Origin of the sequence: Halomonas sp. M4R1S46 (genome assembly GCF_025725685.1) — a bacterium.
Taxonomy (GTDB): domain Bacteria; phylum Pseudomonadota; class Gammaproteobacteria; order Pseudomonadales; family Halomonadaceae; genus Halomonas.
This window is the reverse complement of record NZ_CP107008.1, coordinates 1,510,316-1,529,148: the sequence shown is the minus strand read 5'-3', so window position 1 is coordinate 1,529,148 and position 18,833 is coordinate 1,510,316. Positions and strand designations below refer to the sequence as shown.

Below are 18,833 nucleotides of genomic sequence, written 5' to 3'. Positions count from 1 at the left end.
ACACGCGAGGACGACATCCATGACCACCGCCATCCACACCATCGACAACGGCGTCAACGTCGCCGCCCTGCTCGGCGCCCGCGAGGCCCTGGCCGAGGCGCCCGAGGCCGCACGTTTCACCTGGCAGGCCCGTTGCGACTGGGTCAACGGCACCCACAGCCGCAGCACCATCGACACCTTCCACGGCCTCGGCGAGACACAGGCCCACCGCCAGCGCTCCACCTTCGATACCGACCACCCGGCGGTCTTCGCCTCCGAGGATCACGGCCCGACGCCGGTGGAGTACGTGCTGGTGGGTCTGGCGGGCTGTCTCACCGCGGGCATCGCCGCCGTGGCCCAGCATCGCGGGATCCAGCTGCGCTCGGTGAAGGCCTGCGTCGAGGGCCGCATGGACATCCAGGGCATCCTGGGCATGGACAGCGAGGTGCGCAACGGCTTCGATGCGGTCCGCGTGAGCTACGAGATCGACGCCGACGCGAGCCGCGAGGAGATCGCCGCCCTGGTGGCCCAGTCCCAGAAGCGCTCCGCGGTGTTCGACCTGCTCACCAACCCCACCGATGTCGCGGTGACCCTGGCATGACAGGGCAAGCCCTCCACCGCCGCGCCCGCGCCGTGACCGTGGTGGTCATCGGCGCGGGCCACGCCGGGCTGGCCATGTCCCACCACCTGGCGGCGCGCGGCATCGACCATGTGCTCCTGGAGCGCGGCGAGGTGGCCAACTCCTGGCGGCACGAGCGGTGGGACTCGCTGCGCCTGCTCACCCCCAACTGGCAGTGCCGACTGCCCGGGCTCCCCTATGCGGGGCCCGAGCCCGAGGGCTTCATGACCATGGCCGAGCTGATCGCCTTCCTGGACGACTACGCCCGCCGGACCGCGGCGCCAGTCCATCCCCATACCCGGGTGCGGTCGGTACGCCCGGGGGACGGCGGCTACCGGGTGATCACCGAGCGTGGCGAGTGGCGCTGCCGGGCGCTGGTGCTGGCCAGCGGGGCCTGCAACCTGCCGCGGGTACCGGCCCTGGCCGGAGCGCTGCCGCCCGGCATCGCCAGCCTGAGCCTGCACGACTACCGGCGGCCCGAGGATCTTCCTGAAGACGGCGTTCTGGTGGTGGGCGCCTCGGCGAGCGGGGTCCAGCTCGCCGACGAGATCCAGCGCAGCGGGCGTCCCGTGACCCTGTCGGTGGGCGACCATGTGCGCATGCTGCGTCGCTACCGCGGTCGCGACATCCAGTGGTGGCTGGAGGCGGCCGGCCTGCTCGACCAGCGTCACGACGAGGTGGAGGATCTCGAGCGCGCCCGTCGCCTGCCCTCGCCCCAGTTGGTGGGAAGCCCCGAGCCGCGGACGCTGTCGCTGGGGACGCTGGCCGAGCAGGGCGTGCGGCTGGTCGGTCGCCTGGTCGGCCTGCGCGATGGGCACCTGCAGTTCTCGGGGTCGCTGCGTACCCACTGTGCCGCCGCCGACCTCAAGCTCGGCCGCCTGCTGGACACCTTCGACGACTGGTCGCGGACCCATGACCGGGACACCTGCCTGCCGCCGCCCGAGCGCTTCGCCCCCACGCCCGTGCCGCGCTCGCCGTGCCTCGACCTCGACCTGGCGCGTGGCGAGATCGGCAGCGTCATCTGGGCCACCGGCTTTCGGCCCGACTACCGCTGGCTGCACCTGCCGGTGTTCGATCGCAAGGGCCGGCTTCGACACCACGGCGGGGTGGTGGACGCGCCCGGCGTCTACGCCATGGGCCTGCCGTTCATGCGCCGGCGCAAGTCGAGCTTCCTCCATGGCGCCGATGACGACGCCCGCGAGCTCAGTGCCCACCTCGCCGCCTACCTGGCAGGGGCCTCCTCGGGCGCGCCGCTGCGGCCGAGCGTCGTGACGCCCCTCGCCTGCCCCCTCGACTAGCCCGCCGCGCGGCCCCGGGCGGCGACCTCAGGCGTTGTAGGTCACCCGGCCGAGCTCGCCGACGTCGTAGCCGCCGAACGCCTCGGCGCGCTCGTGGAAGCGCGGCTCCCGGGCGAAGGCCAGCAGGCGCTGCAGCGGCGGCTCGAAGTAGCTGCGCCGGCGCAAGGCCAGGTCGAAGGCCTCGTCTTGGAGCGCCACGAAGGCCAGTCCCTGGCGCCGGGCGGCGGCCTCCACCCCGAGCCCCGCGTCGGCCTCGCCCTGGCGGATGGCCAGCGCCAGATCGTCCTCGCTGAGCGAGGGGTGGGCCATGAAGGCGAGCCGCTCGGCCGCCACCCCCGCCCGCCGCAGCAGCCAGCCCAGCAGCCGCTGGGCCCCGGCCCCGGCCTGGCGGTGGGCGAGCCGCACCCCGGGCCGGGCCAGGTCGGCCAGCCGCCGGATGCCCAGGGGGTTGCCGGGGGCCAGCAGCAGTCCCTGGCGCCGCGTCGCCCAGCGCACCATCACCAGGTCGCGCATGCCGGAGAGACCCAGCGCCTCCGGCCGGTTGTAGCGCCCGCTGGCCTCGTCCACCAGGTGCAGGCCGGCCACCATGGCCTCGCCGGCGAGCAGGCGGCGCACGCCGTCCCCGCTGCCGTGGCACAGGGTGGCCAGGCCCGCCCCGCTCTCGCGCACCGCCCATTCCAGCAGCGGGTCCTGGCTGCCGGCGAGCACCACCGGCACCGGGCGGCTCCCCGGCTGGTCGCCCTCAAGGTGGCTCATCAGCCACAGATCGATGCTCTGGCGGGGAAACAGCAGCTTGCCGGTGGCCCGGGTGCAGGGGATCTGTCCCTGGCGCACCAGGTCGTAGACCTTGCGCGGCTTCAGGCGCAGGTACTCGGCCACCTCGGCGGTGGTCAGGTAGGCCGGCCCGGCCCCGATGAGGTCCGTCGTCATTCCCTCGCCTCCCGTCGTCCCCGGAATGTCATTCCGGTGTGTTCTGCGGCATATTTTTCAGTACCCGATGCAAGCAGCTTACACAGGGCACATGATGCCTGGAAACGTCAGGAGAAATGGATGCCCCAACACGACTCCGCCTTCGCCACCGCGCTCGCGCTGATCCTCGACCTGGATCCGACGCTGCTGGGCATCGTCGTGCTGTCGCTCAAGGTCTCGTTGACGGCGGTGCTGATCGCCGCCCTGCTGGGTCTGCCGCTGGGCGCGGCCCTGGCGCTGTGGCGCTTCCCCGGACGCGGCGTGCTGGTGGTGGCGCTCAACGCCCTGATGGGCCTGCCGCCGGTGGTGGCCGGCCTGGCGGTCTACCTGCTGCTGTCCCGGGCCGGTCCGCTGGGCGAGTTCGGGCTGCTGTTCACCCCCGGCGCCATGGTGGTGGCCCAGCTGCTGCTGGTGCTGCCGATCATCGCCGCCCTGACCCGCCAGCAGGTGGAGGAGCTGCACCTGGAATACCGCGAGCAACTGCGCTCCCTGGGCCTGTCCCGGACGCGCATGATCCCCACCCTGCTGTGGGACGCCCGCCTCGGCCTGATGATGGTGGTGCTGGCCGGCTTCGGCCGGGCCAGTGCCGAGGTGGGCGCGGTGATGATCGTCGGCGGCAACATCGACGGGGTGACCCGGGTGATGACCACGGCCATCGTGCTCGAGACCAGCAAGGGCAACCTGCCCCTGGCGCTCGGCCTGGGCATCGTGCTGCTCGGCCTGGTGGCACTGGTCAACGCCGCGGCGCACCTGGTCGGCGAGACGGCGCGGAGGCGGCTCGGATGAACGACATGCTCCAGGTCCACACCCCGGCCTCCATCGCGCCCCTCGAGCTCGAGGGGCTCGGCTTCCACCACCGCGGCCAGCCCCTGCTCAGCGATCTCTCCCTGCGCCTGGACGGCTGTCGGCGCACCCTGGTGATGGGCCCCAACGGCGCCGGCAAGAGCCTGCTGATGCGCCTGGCCCACGGCTTGCTCTCGCCCACGCACGGGCGGGTTCGCTGGCAGGGCGAGATGCCCCGCCAGGCCATGGTCTTCCAGCGCCCGGTGCTGCTCAAGCGCTCTGCACTGGACAACCTGTGCTATGCGCTGGGCGTCAACGGCACCCCCTGGCGCCGCCGCCGCCCCCTGGCCCGGGAGGCCCTGGAGCGCTTCGGCCTGGGCGCGCTGGCCCGCCGCCCGGCCCGAGTGCTCTCCGGCGGCGAACAGCAGCGCCTGGCCCTGGCCCGGGCCTGGCTGCTCGAGCCCCGGATGCTGTTCCTCGACGAGCCCACCTCGGCGCTGGACCCCGCCGCCATCAAGGCGGTGGAGGATGCCGTGAGCGACTTCCACCGGCGTGGCACGCGCATCCTGATGAGCACCCACGACCTGCACCAGGCCCGTCGCCTGGCCGACGAGGTGGTCTTCCTGTGCGGCGGCCGGCTCCTCGAGCACACCCCGGCCGAGCGTTTCTTCACGGCACCCGCCACCCCTGAGGCGGCGGCCTTCCTGCGCGGGGAGCTGGTCTGGTAGCCCCGCACATCGCCACCGCCACCACTCTCCCAACCACGCAACGCCACACAAGGATGCCAAGCATGCGTACAGGACTCCCCCTCGCCGCCCTCGGCCTGATGGGCCTCTCGATGACCGCCGTCGCCCAGGACGAGGCGCCCTACATCACCCTGGCCTCCACCACCTCCACCGAGAGCTCGGGGCTGTTCGATGCCATCATCCCGCCGTTCCGCGAGGCCAGTGGCATCGAGGTCCGGGTGGTCGCCGTGGGTACCGGCCAGGCCTTCGAGATCGCCCGACGCGGCGACGCCGACAGCCTGCTGGTGCACGATACGGCCGGTGAGGAGCGCTTCGTCGCCGACGGCTACGCCACCGAGCGGGCCGACGTGATGTATAACGACTTCGTGCTCATCGGCCCCGCCGGGGACCCGGCGGGCATCCGCGAGGCCGAGACCGTCGAGCAGGCCTTCTCGCGGATCGCCGAGGCCGAGGCGCCCTTCGCCTCGCGGGGCGACGACAGCGGCACGAATCGTGCCGAGCGGCGCCTGTGGGACGCCGCCGGCATCGAACCCGCCGGCGAGTGGTACCGTGAGCTGGGCAGCGGCATGGGCCCGACGCTCAATACCGCCGCCGGCATGGACGCCTACGTGATGTCCGACCGCGCCACCTGGGTGGCCTTCGACAACCGCCAGAACCTCGAACTGCTCTTCGAGGGCGACGAGGCGCTGTTCAACCAGTACGGCAGCCTGCGGCTCGCCGAGGAGCAGCACCCGCACCTCAAGCATGACCTGGCCGCGCAGTGGCATGACTGGCTGCTCTCCGACGCGGGCCAGCAGGCCATCGCCGACTTCGAGGTGAAGGGCCAGCAGCTGTTCTTCCCCAACGCCGACTGAGCGTGCCGTGCCCCATGCCCGGCGACGCCGACCCGCCGTCGCCGGCCAGCTTGGCATACACTGGAATCACAGGCGCGACAGCCGTCATGACGGGGAGGACTGCCGGTGGCCACGACCGGACAAGGCGGCATCATGGCACCGCCCAATCGCTGCGACGTCAAGGGCAGGCTGGTGTCTCTCGAGCGCTCGGCGCGCTTCCCCGACAAGCACGAGCTGGCCTTCGCGTTGCTGGCCACACAGCCTCGCGAGGGCCCCGACCTGGCCCATCGCCGGGTGGGCACCACCGTGGCGGGGTTCACCTTCGAGTCGATCGCCGGCCTCCATCCGGGCTGTGTCTTCCTGGCGGAGGCCGAGTATCTCGGCGATGCCCGGCACGGCCTGTTCCAGCTCTCCCGGCTGAGGCAGGCCGAACCGTGACGGACGCCTGCCGCACTACAGCAGGTACATCCGGTAGAGCGTGTCACCATCGGCGTAGACGCTGACCTGACGGTCGTTGGCCTGCGCCTCGCAGAGCGCCAGGAAGGTGTTGGTCACCCCGTCCGCACTGCCCGTCTCGATCTTGCGCCAGCCCAGCCCCTGGATCCTCGCCCAGGCATTCTGCGAGTGATAGGTGCTGTAGGTCTGCAGTACCGCCCGATGATTGTGCCAGGCCTTGGCCGTGACGCCCCCCACATTGATATCGGTTGTGATGGTGTCACCCACCCGCTGGATATCGGTCACCGCCACCCGGGAATCCGAGCCGTCGTAGGCCTTGCTGGCCGGCGTGGTAGCCACGGTGAAGGCGTTGTTGCCGGCGGTGGGATAGGGGTCTTCCGCATCCCCCGCGTTGGCGTTGCTGTTCAGGTGACCCTGGCCATCGGCCTGTTCGATATCCACCAGGTAGTGAGTCTCGTCGGTATTGTTGGACTGGTTGTCATCGACGTGCTCGATGAGGCAGCCCTCCCCCGGCAGGTGGGTGTCGAAGCCCGCCTGCTGCCGGTTGGAGACGAGGAAGTACTCCTTGCTGTCGGGGCTGCCGATGGGCAAGCGGTAGACGTCGGGGTGGCGGGCGTAGGGCTGCAGGGTCACGCTCTGCTGGGCGTTGAAGATCGTCGTCGGCGTGACCCAGCCCGCCTTGACCTTGCACCAGGCGGTGGGGTGCGCGGGCGTGTTGCCCCCGTCGTTCCAGCTGCCACCGGCCATCAGGTCCCAACGCCCCGTGCCCCGTGAGGTGTAGTCGGTGTCGTAGAGATCCGGCCACTTCATCAGCAGGTGGCCGAGTTCATGGGCCATGACCCCGACACGACCGTCCTCCGGCGCCATGAAGTAGTTGCGCACCTGGACGCCATCCACGTTCCTGGGGGTGATGCCCCACTTGTGGGACCAGATGTCGCCGGTATCGCCGCTCACCTCTCCCCCCGTGCCGGCGGCGATGATGACCAGCGCATCGACCACGCCGTCGCCGTCGTTGTCGTAATCGGCGAAGTTGAGGTGGGGCGCGGCCAGGTCCACGACATCCTCGACCAGTTTCTGGGCGTTGCGTGGATAGTCGCCGAACCCATAGTCGCCGTTGGTGTAGTAGGCCTTGGTCTGGGGGGCGCGGTACCAGCCCGCGGTGACCCCGCCGGTCCCGCTCACCTCGCCGATGACATCGAGTTGCTGGTAGGACACCTCGCGGTAGTAGTCACGCATGCTGCCGGTCGCCTGGCTGCCCACCGAGAACAGCATGTCCTGGTAGTGGCCCCGGGACTGGGTCGCCGCCTCGTCGGAGAAGTCCACCAGCAGCACGAGCGCCCGACGCACGCCGGTGATGGGTGCGAAGTCGACGACATGGGAAATGAGGGTATGGGCGCGCGTCCTGGGCGGACGGGTCAGGATGCGCGTCACGCTTCGCAGGTCGAGGACGTCGACCGTGGGCTTGTCGGGCAGGGTGTGCCCGGCCAGCAGTTCCTGGCGCGAGCGAATGATGCGTTCCTCCAGCTCCGGCGAGGGCGGAACGATGCAACGCTGGTCACACATGGGGCCTCCTTGGGGCATCCCGCGCTGTCGCCTCACCGGCCCGCCAGCCGCCACTACGCGATCTGCCTGACGCTGAGCGCGACACGGTCCGGGGGGCCGAACGTCAGCACCGGGAAGCTTTGCACGGTGACGAGATCGCCCGGCGCCGGGGTGCCGCTGCCGTCGAGATCGACATGGGCGCGCACCGAGTAGTGAGCGGCGGGGTCGACGGGACCACCCCTCAACTCGAAATCGAACCGGGACACCTCACCCGCCCGATGGTGCAGGTGGGGGATCGACACCCTGGCCACCGGCGTGGCGGGCGCGTCGATGCGACTCACATCCTCGGGGTAGACGTGCAGGGTGGCACCGGTAAAGCCCGCCACCTCCGCACCTAGGACGAGGACGCCATGGACCCGGCCTGGGACGAGTGGCGACATCGGTTCGGGTCACTTCCTGGTCTTGGTGGATTTTGGCGCTGCTCCAGACTTGCCTGCCGAACGTTTGCTCCCGGAGGCGTTATCCGCTTCGGCATCGTCCATCGCCGGTGCATCGGGGGCCTCGGGGCCGGGCGGCACCTCGGTCGACACGCCCGCCTCGGCCTCCCCGGCCATGAGATCCGGCGGTGGCGGCGCCCCGTCCACGTCGCCCTGAGCGAGGGCGGCTCCCCCCACCTCCTCGGGGGGTGGTGCGGCCGCCACGTCACCCTGGAGCATGGCGGCACCTCCGCTCTCGTCGGGCGGCGGCCCCTCGGCGGCCCCGGCGCCGAGGGACGTGACTCCCCCGCCCTCGGTCACCTGGCGCATGGCATCCCCGGCGGGCATGTTGATATTGATGTTGATCGTGTCCGGGCACATCTCTGTTCTCCTGTCCTCTTCGAGGCCGTCGTGCCGGCTTCGCTCTGGGCGCCCCGGGTCAATTCATGTAGGCGCGCTCGATGCGGTTATCCACGATATAGAGGTTCACGGTTCGATTGTTCGCCTTGGCGGCACTCAGTAGGCAAAAGGTATTGGTCACGCCATCCGTCGCACCGGTCTTGATCTTTCGCCAGCCCATCCCCTGGATATTGGCCCAGGCATTCTGCGAGTGATGCGTGCTGTAGACCTGCTGGACCGTCTTGCCGTTGTTCCACATGGTCGTCGCCCCCTTTCGTTCATGAAAGCGTCAGACAGTCGAGGGGCTCTGGCGGCAGGGCGCGCCGCTAGCGGTGCCGAGCACGATACAGCCCTCGAACACGGCCAGCCCATCCACTACCGAATACTGGACCGGCTTGTTCCTGAAGGTGACACCGGAAATGAAGCCTGTCCTGACATCATCACTGGCCAGCATGCCAAACTGGTAGTTCTCGCTATTCGTCGCCATTGCTCCCCTCTCCAATCATGATGGCGTCAGGTGCATATCGACTGGGTCCGAAACCCGATGGGGCCGCAGTCCTGCAACAGGGATGCCTTCCGATATCCCGCAGGATCCGGCCGGGAGCCCACCTGCCCGGAGGGGAACGTGGTCAGGATGTCACACCCTGTCACTCACGATTTCTTACTATTCCATACCTTGCCTTTCACACTTCTTTACGAGAGGCAACGTTGGCAAAATTCAGTATAGTTTCGCCATCCCCACTCGCAGAAAAAAATAGCTAAAGACAAGCGAAGACCAATAGCCGCCTTCAATATTAGAGGATGGATATTTATTTAATAAAGACACTTCACATTAATAAAATAACTCATCAAAGAATGGCTTTATTGTGCGCTGACAGATCGCGTGCCCTCCCCGGCTCCGCCCGGTCCCTCTCTCGACCCATCTCAGCACGAAGCCGTTGAACGGCCAGGCCGTGGCCAGGGTCAGCGCGAGCAGCACTGCGAGCCCCGCATGATGTTCAACGAGCTGGTGTGCCCTAAACTCGGCAGCCAGACCATGCTCTCGGCATAGATGAAGCGGCGCCTGATCGTGTTGCCACGCTCGGTGGACCGCCAAGAAGGTCCCTTGCCCTGGCTGGCGGCCATGCATGACCCGAGGATGGTCAGGGCCCTGGCCACCATGACCCGGGATCTCAGTCAACGCGTTAGCGTGGATGCGCTGGCCGAAGTCGCCTGCCTGGGACGCTCGGCCTCTCTCGAGCACTTCAAGGCGCTGATGGGCTGCGACCCGCAACACTTTCGCCGACGGCTCGCCGAGGGTCTTTGACCGCCTCCAGCCCGGCCAGCAGCCCGGGGAGCTCGTTGCAGACGAAACGCTTCTCCACGCACTCCTCCAGGTAATCGCGCACGAAACGCAGGAACCCTAGCGCCGAATGGGCCAGGCGCTGGTCGCGCCGGGCGATGAACTGCCAGTGGCTCTCGATGGGCAGGCCCGGCAACGGCAGAGTCGCCAGGTCGGGATGCTCCGGCGGCAGCACGTGTTCGGAGAGGATCGCCAGTCCCAGGCCCGAGGCGACCCCGACCCGGATCGCCTCGTTGCTGGCCATCTGCATGGTCGGCCCGGTGGCGAGCCCCCGCTCGAGCAGCCAACGGTCGGTCAGCATGCGGGTCGCCGAGCCCGGCTCGCGCAGTAGCAGCCGCTCGCCGAGCAATCGCTCCAGCGCCCAGCCCGGCTCCCGGACGGCGGGATGGTCCCGCGGGGCGACCATCACCAGCGGGTTGCGCAGGAAGCGCCCCGCCAGGGCGTGCTCCAGCGACGGCGGATGGCTGAAGACGTAGAGGTCATCCTCCTGGCGGTCGAAGCGGCGCAGCATCTGCTGGCGGTTGCCGATGTGCACCGTGACCTCCACCTCCGGGTAGGCCCGGTTGAAGGGGCCCAGCAGGCGCGGCAGCACGTACTGGGCGGTGTTGACCAGGGCGATGCTGAAGTGGCCCCGCCGGCCGCCGCGCAGGGCGTCCAGGTAATCAGCGAAGTCGTCGAAGCGTCCCAGCACCTCGCGGCTGGCCCGGTAGAGCTCGAGGCCCGCCTCGGTGGGCTCCAGCCGGCCCTGGCGGGTCTCCAGCAGCGGCTCGCCCACCGCCTCGCGGAGCCGTTTGAGCTGCTGGGACACGGTGGGCTGAGTGAGATGCAGCCGCCGGGCGGCCTCGCTGACCGAGCCTCGGCGGACGACTTCTACGTGCACCTGCAGCAGGCGGAAGGTCAGGTGACGGATATTCATGGCACGACCTATAGATGTTCATCTATGGAAAGCCGGCATAGATATTATTGGTATCAATATTCGCGACTCCGCACAATCCGGCCGCCTTCCTTCATCGACCGGAGAGAGACCTCGTGCCCGATATCGTGGTGATGTTCTTCCTGCTCGGCCTGCTGGCCGGGCTCGTCAAGTCCGACCTGACCATTCCCCGCGCCGCCTACGACACCCTGAGCCTGCTGCTGATGCTGACCATCGGCCTCAAGGGCGGCATGGCCCTGTACGGCCGCCTGGACTGGTCGCTGGTGACCGAGCTGTTGGCGGTGGCGGCGCTGGGCGGGCTGATCCCGCTGGTCCTGATGCCGGTGCTGCGCCGGGTGGTGCGGCTGTCCGCCGCGGACAGCGCCAGCCTGGCCGCCCACTACGGCTCGGTCAGCGCCGGTACCTTCGCCGTCGCCCTGGCCTACGCCGAGGCCCGCGACCTGGTGGTCGGCGCCGAGGTAACACTGTATCTGGTGATGATGGAGCTGCCGGCGATCATGGTCGCCATCGCCCTCTACCGCCGCTACCGCGGCGCCGAGCCCAGCGAGGCCATGCGGGGCCTGTGGCACGAGACCCTGACCAACCGCGGGGTGATCCTGCTGGCCGGCGGCGTGGTGATCGGCACCATGTATGGCCCCCTGGAGGGCGCCACCGTCACCGACCTGTTCACCGGGGCCTTCAAGGCGGTGCTGGCGCTGTTCCTGCTGGAGATGGGCCTGACCGCCGCCGAGACCCTGCGCCCCCTGCCCTGGCGTCACTGGCGCCTGCTGGCCTTCGCCCTGGCGGTGCCGCCGGTGCTGGGTCTGGTCGGCCTGCTGCTCGGCCGCGCCCTGGGCCTGCCCGAGGGCTCGGTGCTGATCCTCACCGCGCTCGCCGCCAGCGCCTCCTATATTGCCGCCCCCGCCGCCATGCGCACCGCGGTGCCCAAGGCCAATATCGGCCTGGCGATGCTGGCCTCCCTGGGAGTGACCTTCCCGTTCAACGTGATCGTCGGCATCCCCCTCTACCATCAATGGAGTCAGTGGCTAGGATGAGGGAAAGCCCCGAGCGATGGCCACGCCGTAGGTCCACGGGGACGCGGGACGGGCGAGGGTTCGTCGGGAGCGAATCTCGCCTTCCTGGCCTCCGGCGGCCCCGGAACGCCAGGCGCATGGCGCGACCTTGGTCTAACCATATTCAGCTGACCTTTACGTTAACGTAAACCTGGCCTAGGCTAGCGATATCGGTCCCTAACTTGCCCGGTGCGCCGACCTGCGGCTCACCCCCTGAATCATCACGGAGTACGCCATGTACGCGCCCTACCAGCCCCTCGACTTCGGCCTCGACGAGACCCTCGACATGCTGCGCGACCAGGTCAATGCCTTCGCCCGGGACGAGATCGCGCCCCGCGCCGCCGAGATCGACGAGAAGAACGCCTTCCCCGACGACCTCTGGCAGAAATTCGGCGACATGGGCCTGCTCGGCATCACCGTGCCGGACGAGGACGGCGGCAGCGGCATGGGCTACCTGGCGCACTGCATCGCCATGGAGGAGATCTCCCGGGCCAGCGCCTCGGTGGGCCTGTCCTACGGCGCCCACTCCAACCTGTGCGTGAACCAGCTCAAGATCAATGCCTCGGCCGAGCAGAAGGCCAGGTACCTGCCCAGGCTGATCAGCGGCGAGCACGTGGGGGCGCTGGCCATGTCCGAGCCGGGCGCCGGCTCCGACGTGGTCTCGATGAAGCTGCGCGCCCGCCAGGACGGCGATCGCTACATCCTCAACGGCAACAAGATGTGGATCACCAACGGCCCCGACGCCGACGTGCTGGTGGTCTATGCCAAGACCGACCCGGAGGCCGGCTCCAAGGGCATCACCGCCTTCATCATCGAGAAGGGCATGCCCGGCTTCTCCACCGCCCAGAAGCTCGACAAGCTGGGCATGCGCGGCTCCAACACCTGCGAGCTGGTGTTCGAGGACTGCGAGGTGCCCGCGGCCAACGTGCTGGGCGAGGTCAACAAGGGCGCGCGGGTGCTGATGAGCGGCCTGGACTTCGAGCGCACCGTGCTGGCCGCCGGCCCCATCGGCATCATGCAGGCCGCCATGGATGTGGTCATCCCCTATATCCACGAGCGCAAGCAGTTCGACCAGGCGATCGGCGAGTTCCAGCTGGTGCAGGGCAAGGTGGCCGACATGTACACCACCCTGAACGCCTGCCGCGCCTACCTCTACGCCGTGGCCGCTGCCTGCGATCGCGGCCAGACCTCACGCAAGGACGCCGCCGGGGTGATCCTCTTCTGTTCCGAGAAGGCCACCCAGGTGGCGCTGGACGCCATCCAGCTGCTCGGCGGCAACGGCTACATCAACGAGTACCCCACCGGGCGCCTGCTGCGCGACGCCAAGCTCTACGAGATCGGCGCCGGCACCAGCGAGATCCGCCGCATGCTGATCGGCCGCGAGCTGTTCAACGAATCAAAATAAGCCAGAAGCTGGAAGCTGGAAGCTTGAAGCTTGAAGAGACGGCCACCCCCACCGTCTGGGGGTTTCTTCCCGCTTCCGGCTTCTCGCTTCCAGCTTTTATCCCGGAGGGATAAATGAACGTTCTGACGTCCCAGATCAATCCACGCAGCGAGGGCTTCCAGGCCAACGATGCGGCGATGCGCGCCGAGGTCGGCAAGCTGCGCGAGCTGACCGCCGCCATCAGCCAGGGCGGCGGCGAGAAGGCCCGCGCCCGCCACGAGTCCCGCGGCAAGCTGTTCGTGCGCGACCGCATCGACCACCTGCTCGACGAGGGCTCGCCCTTCCTCGAGTTCTCGGCGCTGGCCGCCCATGAGGTCTACGACAGCCCGGTGCCCGCCGCCGGGGTGGTCACCGGCATCGGCCGGGTCAGCGGCGTGGAGTGCGTGATCGTCGCCAACGACGCCACCGTCAAGGGCGGCACCTACTTCCCGCTGACGGTGAAGAAGCACCTGCGCGCCCAGGAGATCGCCCGCAAGCACCGCCTGCCCTGCCTCTACCTGGTGGATTCCGGCGGCGCCTTCCTGCCCCGCCAGGACGAGGTCTTCCCGGACCGCGACCACTTCGGGCGCATCTTCTACAACCAGGCCACCCTCTCCGCCGAGGGCATCCCGCAGATCGCCGTGGTGATGGGCTCCTGCACCGCCGGCGGCGCCTACGTGCCGGCCATGGCCGACGAGTCGATCATCGTCCGCGAGCAGGGCACCATCTTCCTCGGCGGCCCGCCGCTGGTGAAGGCCGCCACCGGCGAGTCGATCAGCGCCGAGGACCTGGGCGGCGCCGACGTCCACGCCAAGCGGAGCGGCGTGGCCGACCACTATGCCGAGAACGACGCCCACGCCCTGCAGCTCGCCCGGCGCTGCGTGGCGCGACTCAACTGGCAGAAGCGCGGCGAGCTGGCCATGGCCGAGCCCAAGCCGCCGCGCCTCGCCCCCGAGGAGCTCTACGGCATCGTCGGTACCGACCTCAAGAAGCCCTTCGAGGTGCGCGAGGTGATCGGGCGCATCGTCGACGACTCGGCCTTCGACGAGTTCAAGCGTTACTACGGCGATACCCTGGTCACCGGCTTCGCCCATATCCACGGCCACCCGGTGGGCATCGTCGCCAACAACGGCGTGCTGTTCTCCGAGAGCGCCGTCAAGGGCGCCCACTTCATCGAGCTCTGCGCCCAGCGCAAGATCCCGCTGATCTTCCTACAAAATATTACCGGCTTCATGGTCGGCTCCAGGTACGAGCATGAGGGCATCGCCAAGCACGGTGCCAAGCTGGTCACCGCCGTGGCCTGCGCCAGGGTGCCCAAGTTCACCGTGCTGATCGGCGGCAGCTTCGGCGCCGGCAACTACGGCATGTGCGGCCGCGCCTACGACCCCAACCTGCTGTTCATGTGGCCGAATGCCAGGATTTCCGTCATGGGCGGCGAACAGGCGGCCGGGGTGCTCGCCCAGGTCAAGCGCGAGCAGATCGAGCGCGAGGGCAAGGAGTGGTCCGCCGAGGAGGAGGCGGCCTTCAAGCAGCCGACCCGCGACCAGTACGAGCACCAGGGTCACCCCTACTATGCCAGCGCGCGGCTGTGGGACGACGGCGTCATCGACCCGGCCCAGACCCGCGACGTGCTGGGCCTGTCCCTGGCCGCCGCCATGAATGCCGAGGTGGAAGAGACCCGCTTCGGCGTGTTCAGGATGTAGTCCCCTTGCTGCGCAAGGGAGCGGGAAGCTTGAAGCTCTAAGCTGGAAGTCACCACCGCACGCCCCGGAGGCAAGATACCGGGGGTTCTTCAAGCTTCCGGTTTCAAGCTCTGCTAACGAGGTCTGACATGTCACAGACAACCTTCTCAACACTGGCGATCGACGACCGCGGGGTCGCCCGGCTCACGCTGGATCGCCCGGAAGTGCACAACGCCTTCGACGACCACCTGATCGCCGAGCTCAACGACCACCTGCACCGGGTGGGCGAGCTCGCCCAGCGCGGCGAGGTGCGCCTGCTGGTGCTGGGCTCCGAGGGCAAGAGCTTCTCCGCCGGCGCCGACCTGAACTGGATGAAGCGCATGGTCGACTACGACTTCGAGGACAACCTGGCGGACTCCCGCGAGCTCTCGGCGCTGATGCACGGCCTGGACACCCTGCCCTGCCCCAGCGTGTGCCGCGTGCAGGGCGCCACCTTCGGCGGCGCCGTGGGCCTGGCCGCCTGCTGTGACGTGGTCATCGCCTCCGAGAAGGCCAGGTTCTGCCTCTCCGAGGTGAAGATCGGCCTGTCGCCGGCGGTGATCAGCCCCTACGTGCAGCGCGCCATCGGCGAGCGGCAGATGCGCCGCTACGCGCTGACCGCCGAGGTCATGGACGCCGCCACCGCCGAGACCCTGGGCCTGGCCCACCGGGTGGTCGGCGCCGACGACCTGGACGCGGCCGTGGACGCCATGGTCGAGACCCTGCTGGCCACCTCGCCCCAGGCCAGCCGCGCCACCAAGGCGCTGCTCGCCGAGGTGGCCCGCGAGCCCGACAGCAACGCGACCCGCGATCACACCTGCCGGATCATCAGCGAGCTGCGGGTCAGCCACGAGGGCCAGGAGGGCCTCGCCAGCTTCTTCGAGAAGCGTCGTCCCGCCTGGGCCCCCGACTCCCCCTCGACCACGGAGCGCCATCAATGACCCAGACGTCCGTCCCCCCTGCCAAGCGCTTCGACACCCTGCTGGTGGCCAACCGCGGCGAGATCGCCTGCCGCGTGATGCGCACCGCCCGCGCCCTGGGCCTGCGCACCGTCGCCGTCTACTCCGACGCCGACGCCAACGCCCGCCACGTGCGCGAGGCCGACGAGGCCGTGCGCCTGGGTCCGGCCGCGGCCCGCGAGAGCTACCTCAAGGTGGAGGCGGTGATCGAGGCCGCCCGGCGCACCGGCGCCGGCGCCATCCACCCCGGCTACGGCTTCCTCTCCGAGAACGGCCCCTTCGTGGAGGCCCTGGACGCCGCCGGCATCACCTTCGTCGGCCCGCCCGCCTCGGCCATCGCCGCCATGGGTGACAAGTCCGCCGCCAAGGCGCGCATGCATGACGCCGGCGTGCCCCTGGTGCCCGGTTATCACGGTGCCGACCAGGACGACGCCCTGCTGCGCGACGAGGCCGAGCGCATCGGCTACCCGGTGCTGCTCAAGGCCAGCGCCGGCGGCGGCGGCAAGGGCATGCGCGTGGTGGAGTCCGCGGACGGCTTCCAGGCCGCCCTGGACGGCTGCCGCCGCGAGTCCCAGGCCGCCTTCGGCGACCAGCGCATGCTGATCGAGAAGTACCTGACCCAGCCGCGCCACGTGGAGGTCCAGGTGTTCTGCGACACCCACGGCAACGGCGTCTACCTCTTCGAGCGCGACTGCAGCGTGCAGCGCCGCCACCAGAAGGTGCTCGAGGAGGCCCCGGCTCCGGGCATGACCGAGGAGCTGCGCCGCGAGATGGGCGAGGCCGCCGTGCGCGCCGCCAAGGAGATCGGCTACGTGGGCGCGGGCACGGTCGAGTTCCTGCTCGACTTTTCACAAGGTCAGGATGGGTCGTTCTACTTCATGGAGATGAACACCCGCCTGCAGGTGGAGCACCCGGTCACCGAGATGATCACCGGCCAGGACCTGGTGGCCTGGCAGCTCAAGGTCGCCATGGGCGAGCCGCTCCCACTGGCCCAGGACGCGCTGACCATCACCGGCCACAGCTTCGAGGCGCGCCTCTACGCCGAGGATCCGGCGCAGGACTTCCTGCCCGCCACCGGCACCCTCTCCCGCTTCGCCATGGACCTCGCCGGCGCGGGCCTCGACCCGGCCAGGGTGCGCCTGGACAGCGGCGTGGAAACCGGCGATGTGGTCTCGATGCACTACGACCCGATGCTCGCCAAGCTGATCGTCCACGGCGACGACCGCCCCCAGGCGCTGGCCACCCTCAACCGGGCGCTGGCCGCCCTGGACGTGCAGGGCGTGGTCACCAACCGCGCCTTCCTGCAGCGCCTGGCCACGCATCCAGGTTTCAAGAACGCCGAACTAGATACGCGCTTTATCGAGCGCAACGAGGAGACGCTGTTCGCCCCGCGTCAGATCGACCTCGAGGAGTACGCCGGGGCGGCGCTGGTCGGCCTGCACCAGCTGGCCCGGGAGTGCGAGAGCGACTCCCCCTGGGACCGCCACGACGGCTTCCGCCTCAACGCGGCGCACACCATCCGCATCGCCCTGTGCGACCCCGCGCATGCCCAGGACGAGGACGACTCCGAGGCCGTGGTGGTGGTCGAGGGGCGCCGCGAAGCCGGGGGCTCGCCCTGGCAGCTGACCCTCGGCGGACGCACCTTCGCCGCCACCCTCGCGCCCCTGGAAGGCGACGCCGTGGCGGTGACCCTGGACGGGCACCGCCGCCGCCTGCAGGCACGGCTGGTGGGCGAAGGGAGAGAGCGCAACGTGGTGGTGATGGTCGACCCGCAGCGGGAGACCCGGCTGTTCTGGCGGCGCATCGACGCCATCGACCACGGTCACCACGAGGCCGAGTCGACCCTCACCGCGCCCATGCACGGCACCGTGGTGGCGCTGCTGGTGGAGGCCGGCGCCCGTGTGGAGAAAGGCATGCCGCTGATGGTCATGGAGGCCATGAAGATGGAGCACACCATGACCGCCCCCGCCGACGGTCACGTGGAGAACTTCCACTTCGCGGCCGGCGACACCGTGGGGCAAGGTGATGTGCTCCTCGAGTTTGCGGCGGACGAATAGCGCCGAGCGCCGAGCGCCGAGCGCCGAGCGCCGAGCCGTAGCTTGGCCCGCGTTGGCACTGATGGTAACCGGTAGATAAGACCCTGATGAGCGGCGCCGGGGACAGGCCGAAGGGGAGGTCCTACGCCAGGGATGGCGTCGGTAGCGCCCAGGGAGGGGTTCACAGCGCCTCCCCGCAGGCCTGTCGCCGGGAAAGCCGCGACTCGAGGCCACATCATGGCCCGTCGTGAGCAAGACAGGAGAGAACCAATGGCATTTCCCAAGCGCGTCCGCCTGGTCGAGGTCGGCCCCCGCGACGGGCTGCAGAACGAACCCGAGGCGATCGCCACCGACACCAAGCTGGCACTGATCGACCGCCTCGGTGCCGTCGGCCTTGCCCATATCGAGGCGGCAAGCTTCGTCTCGCCCAAGTGGGTGCCACAGATGGCCGACCACCGCGAGGTGATGCAAGGCCTCAAGCGCCGCGAGGGCATCGTGTACTCGGCGCTCACCCCCAACCTCAAGGGCCTGGAGGCCGCGCTGGAGTGCGGCGTCGACGAGGTGGCAGTGTTCGGCGCCGCCTCCGAGGCCTTCTCGCAGAAGAACATCAACTGCTCGGTGGCCGAGTCGCTGGAGCGCTTCGCCCCGGTGCTGGAACGCGCCCGGGAGGCGAACGTCCGCGTGCGCGGCTACGTCTCCTGCGTGCTGGGCTGCCCCTACGAAGGCGAGATCGCCCCAGCCAAGGTGGCCGAGGTCGCCAAGGCCCTGTTCGAGATGGGCTGCTACGAGATCTCGCTGGGCGACACCATCGGCACCGGCACCCCCCTCAAGGCCAAGCGCATGCTGGCGGCCGTGGCCCGGGACGTGCCGATGGACAAGCTGGCCGCCCACTTCCACGACACCTACGGCCAGGCGCTCGCCAACCTCTACGCCGTGCTCGAGGAAGGCGTGGCGGTGATCGACAGCTCCGTCGCGGGCCTCGGCGGCTGCCCGTATGCGAAAGGGGCATCGGGCAACGTGGCAAGCGAGGACGTCGTCTACCTGCTCAACGGCCTCGGCATTGAATCCGGCATCGACCTGGACAAGCTGGCCGCCACCGGCGGCTGGATCACCCAGGCCATCGGGCGGCCCAATCGCTCCAAGGTCGGCGTGGCCTTGAGCAGCCGCTAAGCGGCGGCTGCCCGCTCTCTATAGCCACAAGGGCGCCTCCGGCAACGTGGCAAGCGAAGACGTCGTCTACCTGCTCAACGGCCTCGGCATTGAATC

General features: G+C 69.3%; 19 protein-coding genes. 12 read left to right on the top strand and 7 right to left on the bottom strand.

Annotated features, from left to right (window positions below):
• The first annotated feature begins 19 nt into the window (after positions 1-19).
• The gene (locus OCT48_RS07285) at positions 20-580 is read left to right on the top strand and encodes an OsmC family protein (protein WP_263592034.1); all 561 of its coding nucleotides are present in this window, start codon (positions 20-22) and stop codon (positions 578-580) included.
• Positions 577-1,896 carry an NAD(P)-binding domain-containing protein gene (locus OCT48_RS07280; protein WP_263592033.1) on the top strand — a complete coding sequence of 440 codons (1,320 nt, stop codon included), beginning with the start codon at positions 577-579 and terminating at the stop codon, positions 1,894-1,896. Before OCT48_RS07285 ends, OCT48_RS07280 begins: the two co-directional genes overlap by 4 nt.
• Before the next feature lie 27 nt (positions 1,897-1,923).
• On the opposite strand, the gene OCT48_RS07275 is transcribed toward OCT48_RS07280, so the two are convergent.
• A complete protein-coding gene (locus OCT48_RS07275) occupies positions 1,924-2,826 on the bottom strand; it encodes a helix-turn-helix transcriptional regulator (RefSeq protein ID WP_263592032.1) in 903 nt (300 codons plus the stop codon).
• 120 nt (positions 2,827-2,946) lie between these two features.
• Between OCT48_RS07275 and OCT48_RS07270 the strand changes: the two genes are divergently transcribed.
• The 4 genes from OCT48_RS07270 to OCT48_RS07255 all read left to right on the top strand — a co-directional run bounded on the left by OCT48_RS07270 (position 2,947) and on the right by OCT48_RS07255 (position 5,665).
• Entirely contained in the window at positions 2,947-3,651 is a 705-nt protein-coding gene (locus OCT48_RS07270; RefSeq protein WP_263592031.1) for an ABC transporter permease, read from the top strand.
• On the top strand, positions 3,648-4,376 hold the full coding sequence (locus tag OCT48_RS07265) for an ATP-binding cassette domain-containing protein (RefSeq protein ID WP_263592030.1): 729 nt from the start codon (positions 3,648-3,650) through the stop codon (positions 4,374-4,376). Before OCT48_RS07270 ends, OCT48_RS07265 begins: the two co-directional genes overlap by 4 nt.
• Before the next feature lie 98 nt (positions 4,377-4,474).
• The gene (locus tag OCT48_RS07260) at positions 4,475-5,248 is read left to right on the top strand and encodes a substrate-binding domain-containing protein (RefSeq protein WP_412031039.1); all 774 of its coding nucleotides are present in this window, start codon (positions 4,475-4,477) and stop codon (positions 5,246-5,248) included.
• 132 nt (positions 5,249-5,380) lie between these two features.
• Complete coding sequence (locus OCT48_RS07255; RefSeq protein ID WP_263592028.1) at positions 5,381-5,665, top strand: hypothetical protein; 285 nt, start codon at positions 5,381-5,383, stop codon at positions 5,663-5,665.
• Between the two features lie 15 nt (positions 5,666-5,680).
• On the opposite strand, the gene OCT48_RS07250 is transcribed toward OCT48_RS07255, so the two are convergent.
• The 6 genes from OCT48_RS07250 to OCT48_RS07225 form a co-directional block, all read right to left on the bottom strand.
• A complete protein-coding gene (locus OCT48_RS07250) occupies positions 5,681-7,246 on the bottom strand; it encodes a M6 family metalloprotease domain-containing protein (RefSeq protein WP_263592027.1) in 1,566 nt (521 codons plus the stop codon).
• 53 nt (positions 7,247-7,299) lie between these two features.
• Entirely contained in the window at positions 7,300-7,665 is a 366-nt protein-coding gene (locus OCT48_RS07245) for a YbaY family lipoprotein (RefSeq protein ID WP_263592026.1), read from the bottom strand.
• Between the two features lie 9 nt (positions 7,666-7,674).
• The gene (locus OCT48_RS07240; protein ID WP_263592025.1) at positions 7,675-8,082 is read right to left on the bottom strand and encodes a hypothetical protein; all 408 of its coding nucleotides are present in this window, start codon (positions 8,080-8,082) and stop codon (positions 7,675-7,677) included.
• 58 nt (positions 8,083-8,140) lie between these two features.
• A complete protein-coding gene (locus tag OCT48_RS07235) occupies positions 8,141-8,359 on the bottom strand; it encodes a hypothetical protein (protein ID WP_263592024.1) in 219 nt (72 codons plus the stop codon).
• Positions 8,360-8,389: 30 nt separating this feature from the next.
• On the bottom strand, positions 8,390-8,587 hold the full coding sequence (locus tag OCT48_RS07230) for a hypothetical protein (RefSeq protein WP_263592023.1): 198 nt from the start codon (positions 8,585-8,587) through the stop codon (positions 8,390-8,392).
• A 757-nt stretch (positions 8,588-9,344) separates the two neighbouring features.
• On the bottom strand, positions 9,345-10,358 hold the full coding sequence (locus OCT48_RS07225; RefSeq protein WP_263592022.1) for a LysR family transcriptional regulator: 1,014 nt from the start codon (positions 10,356-10,358) through the stop codon (positions 9,345-9,347).
• Positions 10,359-10,471: 113 nt separating this feature from the next.
• On the opposite strand from OCT48_RS07225, the gene OCT48_RS07220 reads away from it, so the two are divergent.
• The 6 genes from OCT48_RS07220 (at position 10,472) to OCT48_RS07195 (ending at position 18,737) form a co-directional block, all read left to right on the top strand.
• On the top strand, positions 10,472-11,410 hold the full coding sequence (locus OCT48_RS07220; RefSeq protein WP_263592021.1) for a sodium-dependent bicarbonate transport family permease: 939 nt from the start codon (positions 10,472-10,474) through the stop codon (positions 11,408-11,410).
• A 253-nt stretch (positions 11,411-11,663) separates the two neighbouring features.
• On the top strand, positions 11,664-12,833 hold the full coding sequence (locus OCT48_RS07215; protein ID WP_263592020.1) for an isovaleryl-CoA dehydrogenase: 1,170 nt from the start codon (positions 11,664-11,666) through the stop codon (positions 12,831-12,833).
• 113 nt (positions 12,834-12,946) lie between these two features.
• Positions 12,947-14,554, top strand: a complete 1,608-nt coding sequence (locus OCT48_RS07210) for a carboxyl transferase domain-containing protein (RefSeq protein WP_263592019.1) — start codon at positions 12,947-12,949, stop codon at positions 14,552-14,554.
• A gap of 128 nt (positions 14,555-14,682) precedes the next feature.
• Positions 14,683-15,513, top strand: a complete 831-nt coding sequence (locus OCT48_RS07205) for an enoyl-CoA hydratase-related protein (RefSeq protein ID WP_263592018.1) — start codon at positions 14,683-14,685, stop codon at positions 15,511-15,513.
• Positions 15,510-17,588: an acetyl/propionyl/methylcrotonyl-CoA carboxylase subunit alpha gene (locus OCT48_RS07200; RefSeq protein WP_263592017.1), complete on the top strand. Its 2,079-nt coding sequence runs from the start codon at positions 15,510-15,512 to the stop codon at positions 17,586-17,588. Before OCT48_RS07205 ends, OCT48_RS07200 begins: the two co-directional genes overlap by 4 nt.
• Positions 17,589-17,837: 249 nt before the next feature.
• Positions 17,838-18,737: a hydroxymethylglutaryl-CoA lyase gene (locus OCT48_RS07195; protein WP_263592016.1), complete on the top strand. Its 900-nt coding sequence runs from the start codon at positions 17,838-17,840 to the stop codon at positions 18,735-18,737.
• Positions 18,738-18,833: the final 96 nt, after the last annotated feature.

What these genes read in the sequence shown, in the direction of transcription:
- OCT48_RS07270 (WP_263592031.1), top strand. Translation starts at nt 2,947, where the DNA reads ATGCCCCAACACGACTCCGCCTTCGCCACCGCGCTCGCGCTGATCCTC.
- OCT48_RS07225 (WP_263592022.1), bottom strand. Translation starts at nt 10,358, where the DNA reads ATGAATATCCGTCACCTGACCTTCCGCCTGCTGCAGGTGCACGTAGAA.
- OCT48_RS07235 (WP_263592024.1), bottom strand. Translation starts at nt 8,359, where the DNA reads ATGTGGAACAACGGCAAGACGGTCCAGCAGGTCTACAGCACGCATCAC.
- OCT48_RS07250 (WP_263592027.1), bottom strand. Translation starts at nt 7,246, where the DNA reads ATGTGTGACCAGCGTTGCATCGTTCCGCCCTCGCCGGAGCTGGAGGAA.
- OCT48_RS07280 (WP_263592033.1), top strand. Translation starts at nt 577, where the DNA reads ATGACAGGGCAAGCCCTCCACCGCCGCGCCCGCGCCGTGACCGTGGTG.
- OCT48_RS07240 (WP_263592025.1), bottom strand. Translation starts at nt 8,082, where the DNA reads ATGTGCCCGGACACGATCAACATCAATATCAACATGCCCGCCGGGGAT.
- OCT48_RS07200 (WP_263592017.1), top strand. Translation starts at nt 15,510, where the DNA reads ATGACCCAGACGTCCGTCCCCCCTGCCAAGCGCTTCGACACCCTGCTG.
- OCT48_RS07205 (WP_263592018.1), top strand. Translation starts at nt 14,683, where the DNA reads ATGTCACAGACAACCTTCTCAACACTGGCGATCGACGACCGCGGGGTC.
- OCT48_RS07195 (WP_263592016.1), top strand. Translation starts at nt 17,838, where the DNA reads ATGGCATTTCCCAAGCGCGTCCGCCTGGTCGAGGTCGGCCCCCGCGAC.
- OCT48_RS07210 (WP_263592019.1), top strand. Translation starts at nt 12,947, where the DNA reads ATGAACGTTCTGACGTCCCAGATCAATCCACGCAGCGAGGGCTTCCAG.
- OCT48_RS07260 (WP_412031039.1), top strand. Translation starts at nt 4,475, where the DNA reads ATGGGCCTCTCGATGACCGCCGTCGCCCAGGACGAGGCGCCCTACATC.
- OCT48_RS07245 (WP_263592026.1), bottom strand. Translation starts at nt 7,665, where the DNA reads ATGTCGCCACTCGTCCCAGGCCGGGTCCATGGCGTCCTCGTCCTAGGT.
- OCT48_RS07275 (WP_263592032.1), bottom strand. Translation starts at nt 2,826, where the DNA reads ATGACGACGGACCTCATCGGGGCCGGGCCGGCCTACCTGACCACCGCC.
- OCT48_RS07230 (WP_263592023.1), bottom strand. Translation starts at nt 8,587, where the DNA reads ATGGCGACGAATAGCGAGAACTACCAGTTTGGCATGCTGGCCAGTGAT.
- OCT48_RS07215 (WP_263592020.1), top strand. Translation starts at nt 11,664, where the DNA reads ATGTACGCGCCCTACCAGCCCCTCGACTTCGGCCTCGACGAGACCCTC.
- OCT48_RS07255 (WP_263592028.1), top strand. Translation starts at nt 5,381, where the DNA reads ATGGCACCGCCCAATCGCTGCGACGTCAAGGGCAGGCTGGTGTCTCTC.
- OCT48_RS07265 (WP_263592030.1), top strand. Translation starts at nt 3,648, where the DNA reads ATGAACGACATGCTCCAGGTCCACACCCCGGCCTCCATCGCGCCCCTC.
- OCT48_RS07285 (WP_263592034.1), top strand. Translation starts at nt 20, where the DNA reads ATGACCACCGCCATCCACACCATCGACAACGGCGTCAACGTCGCCGCC.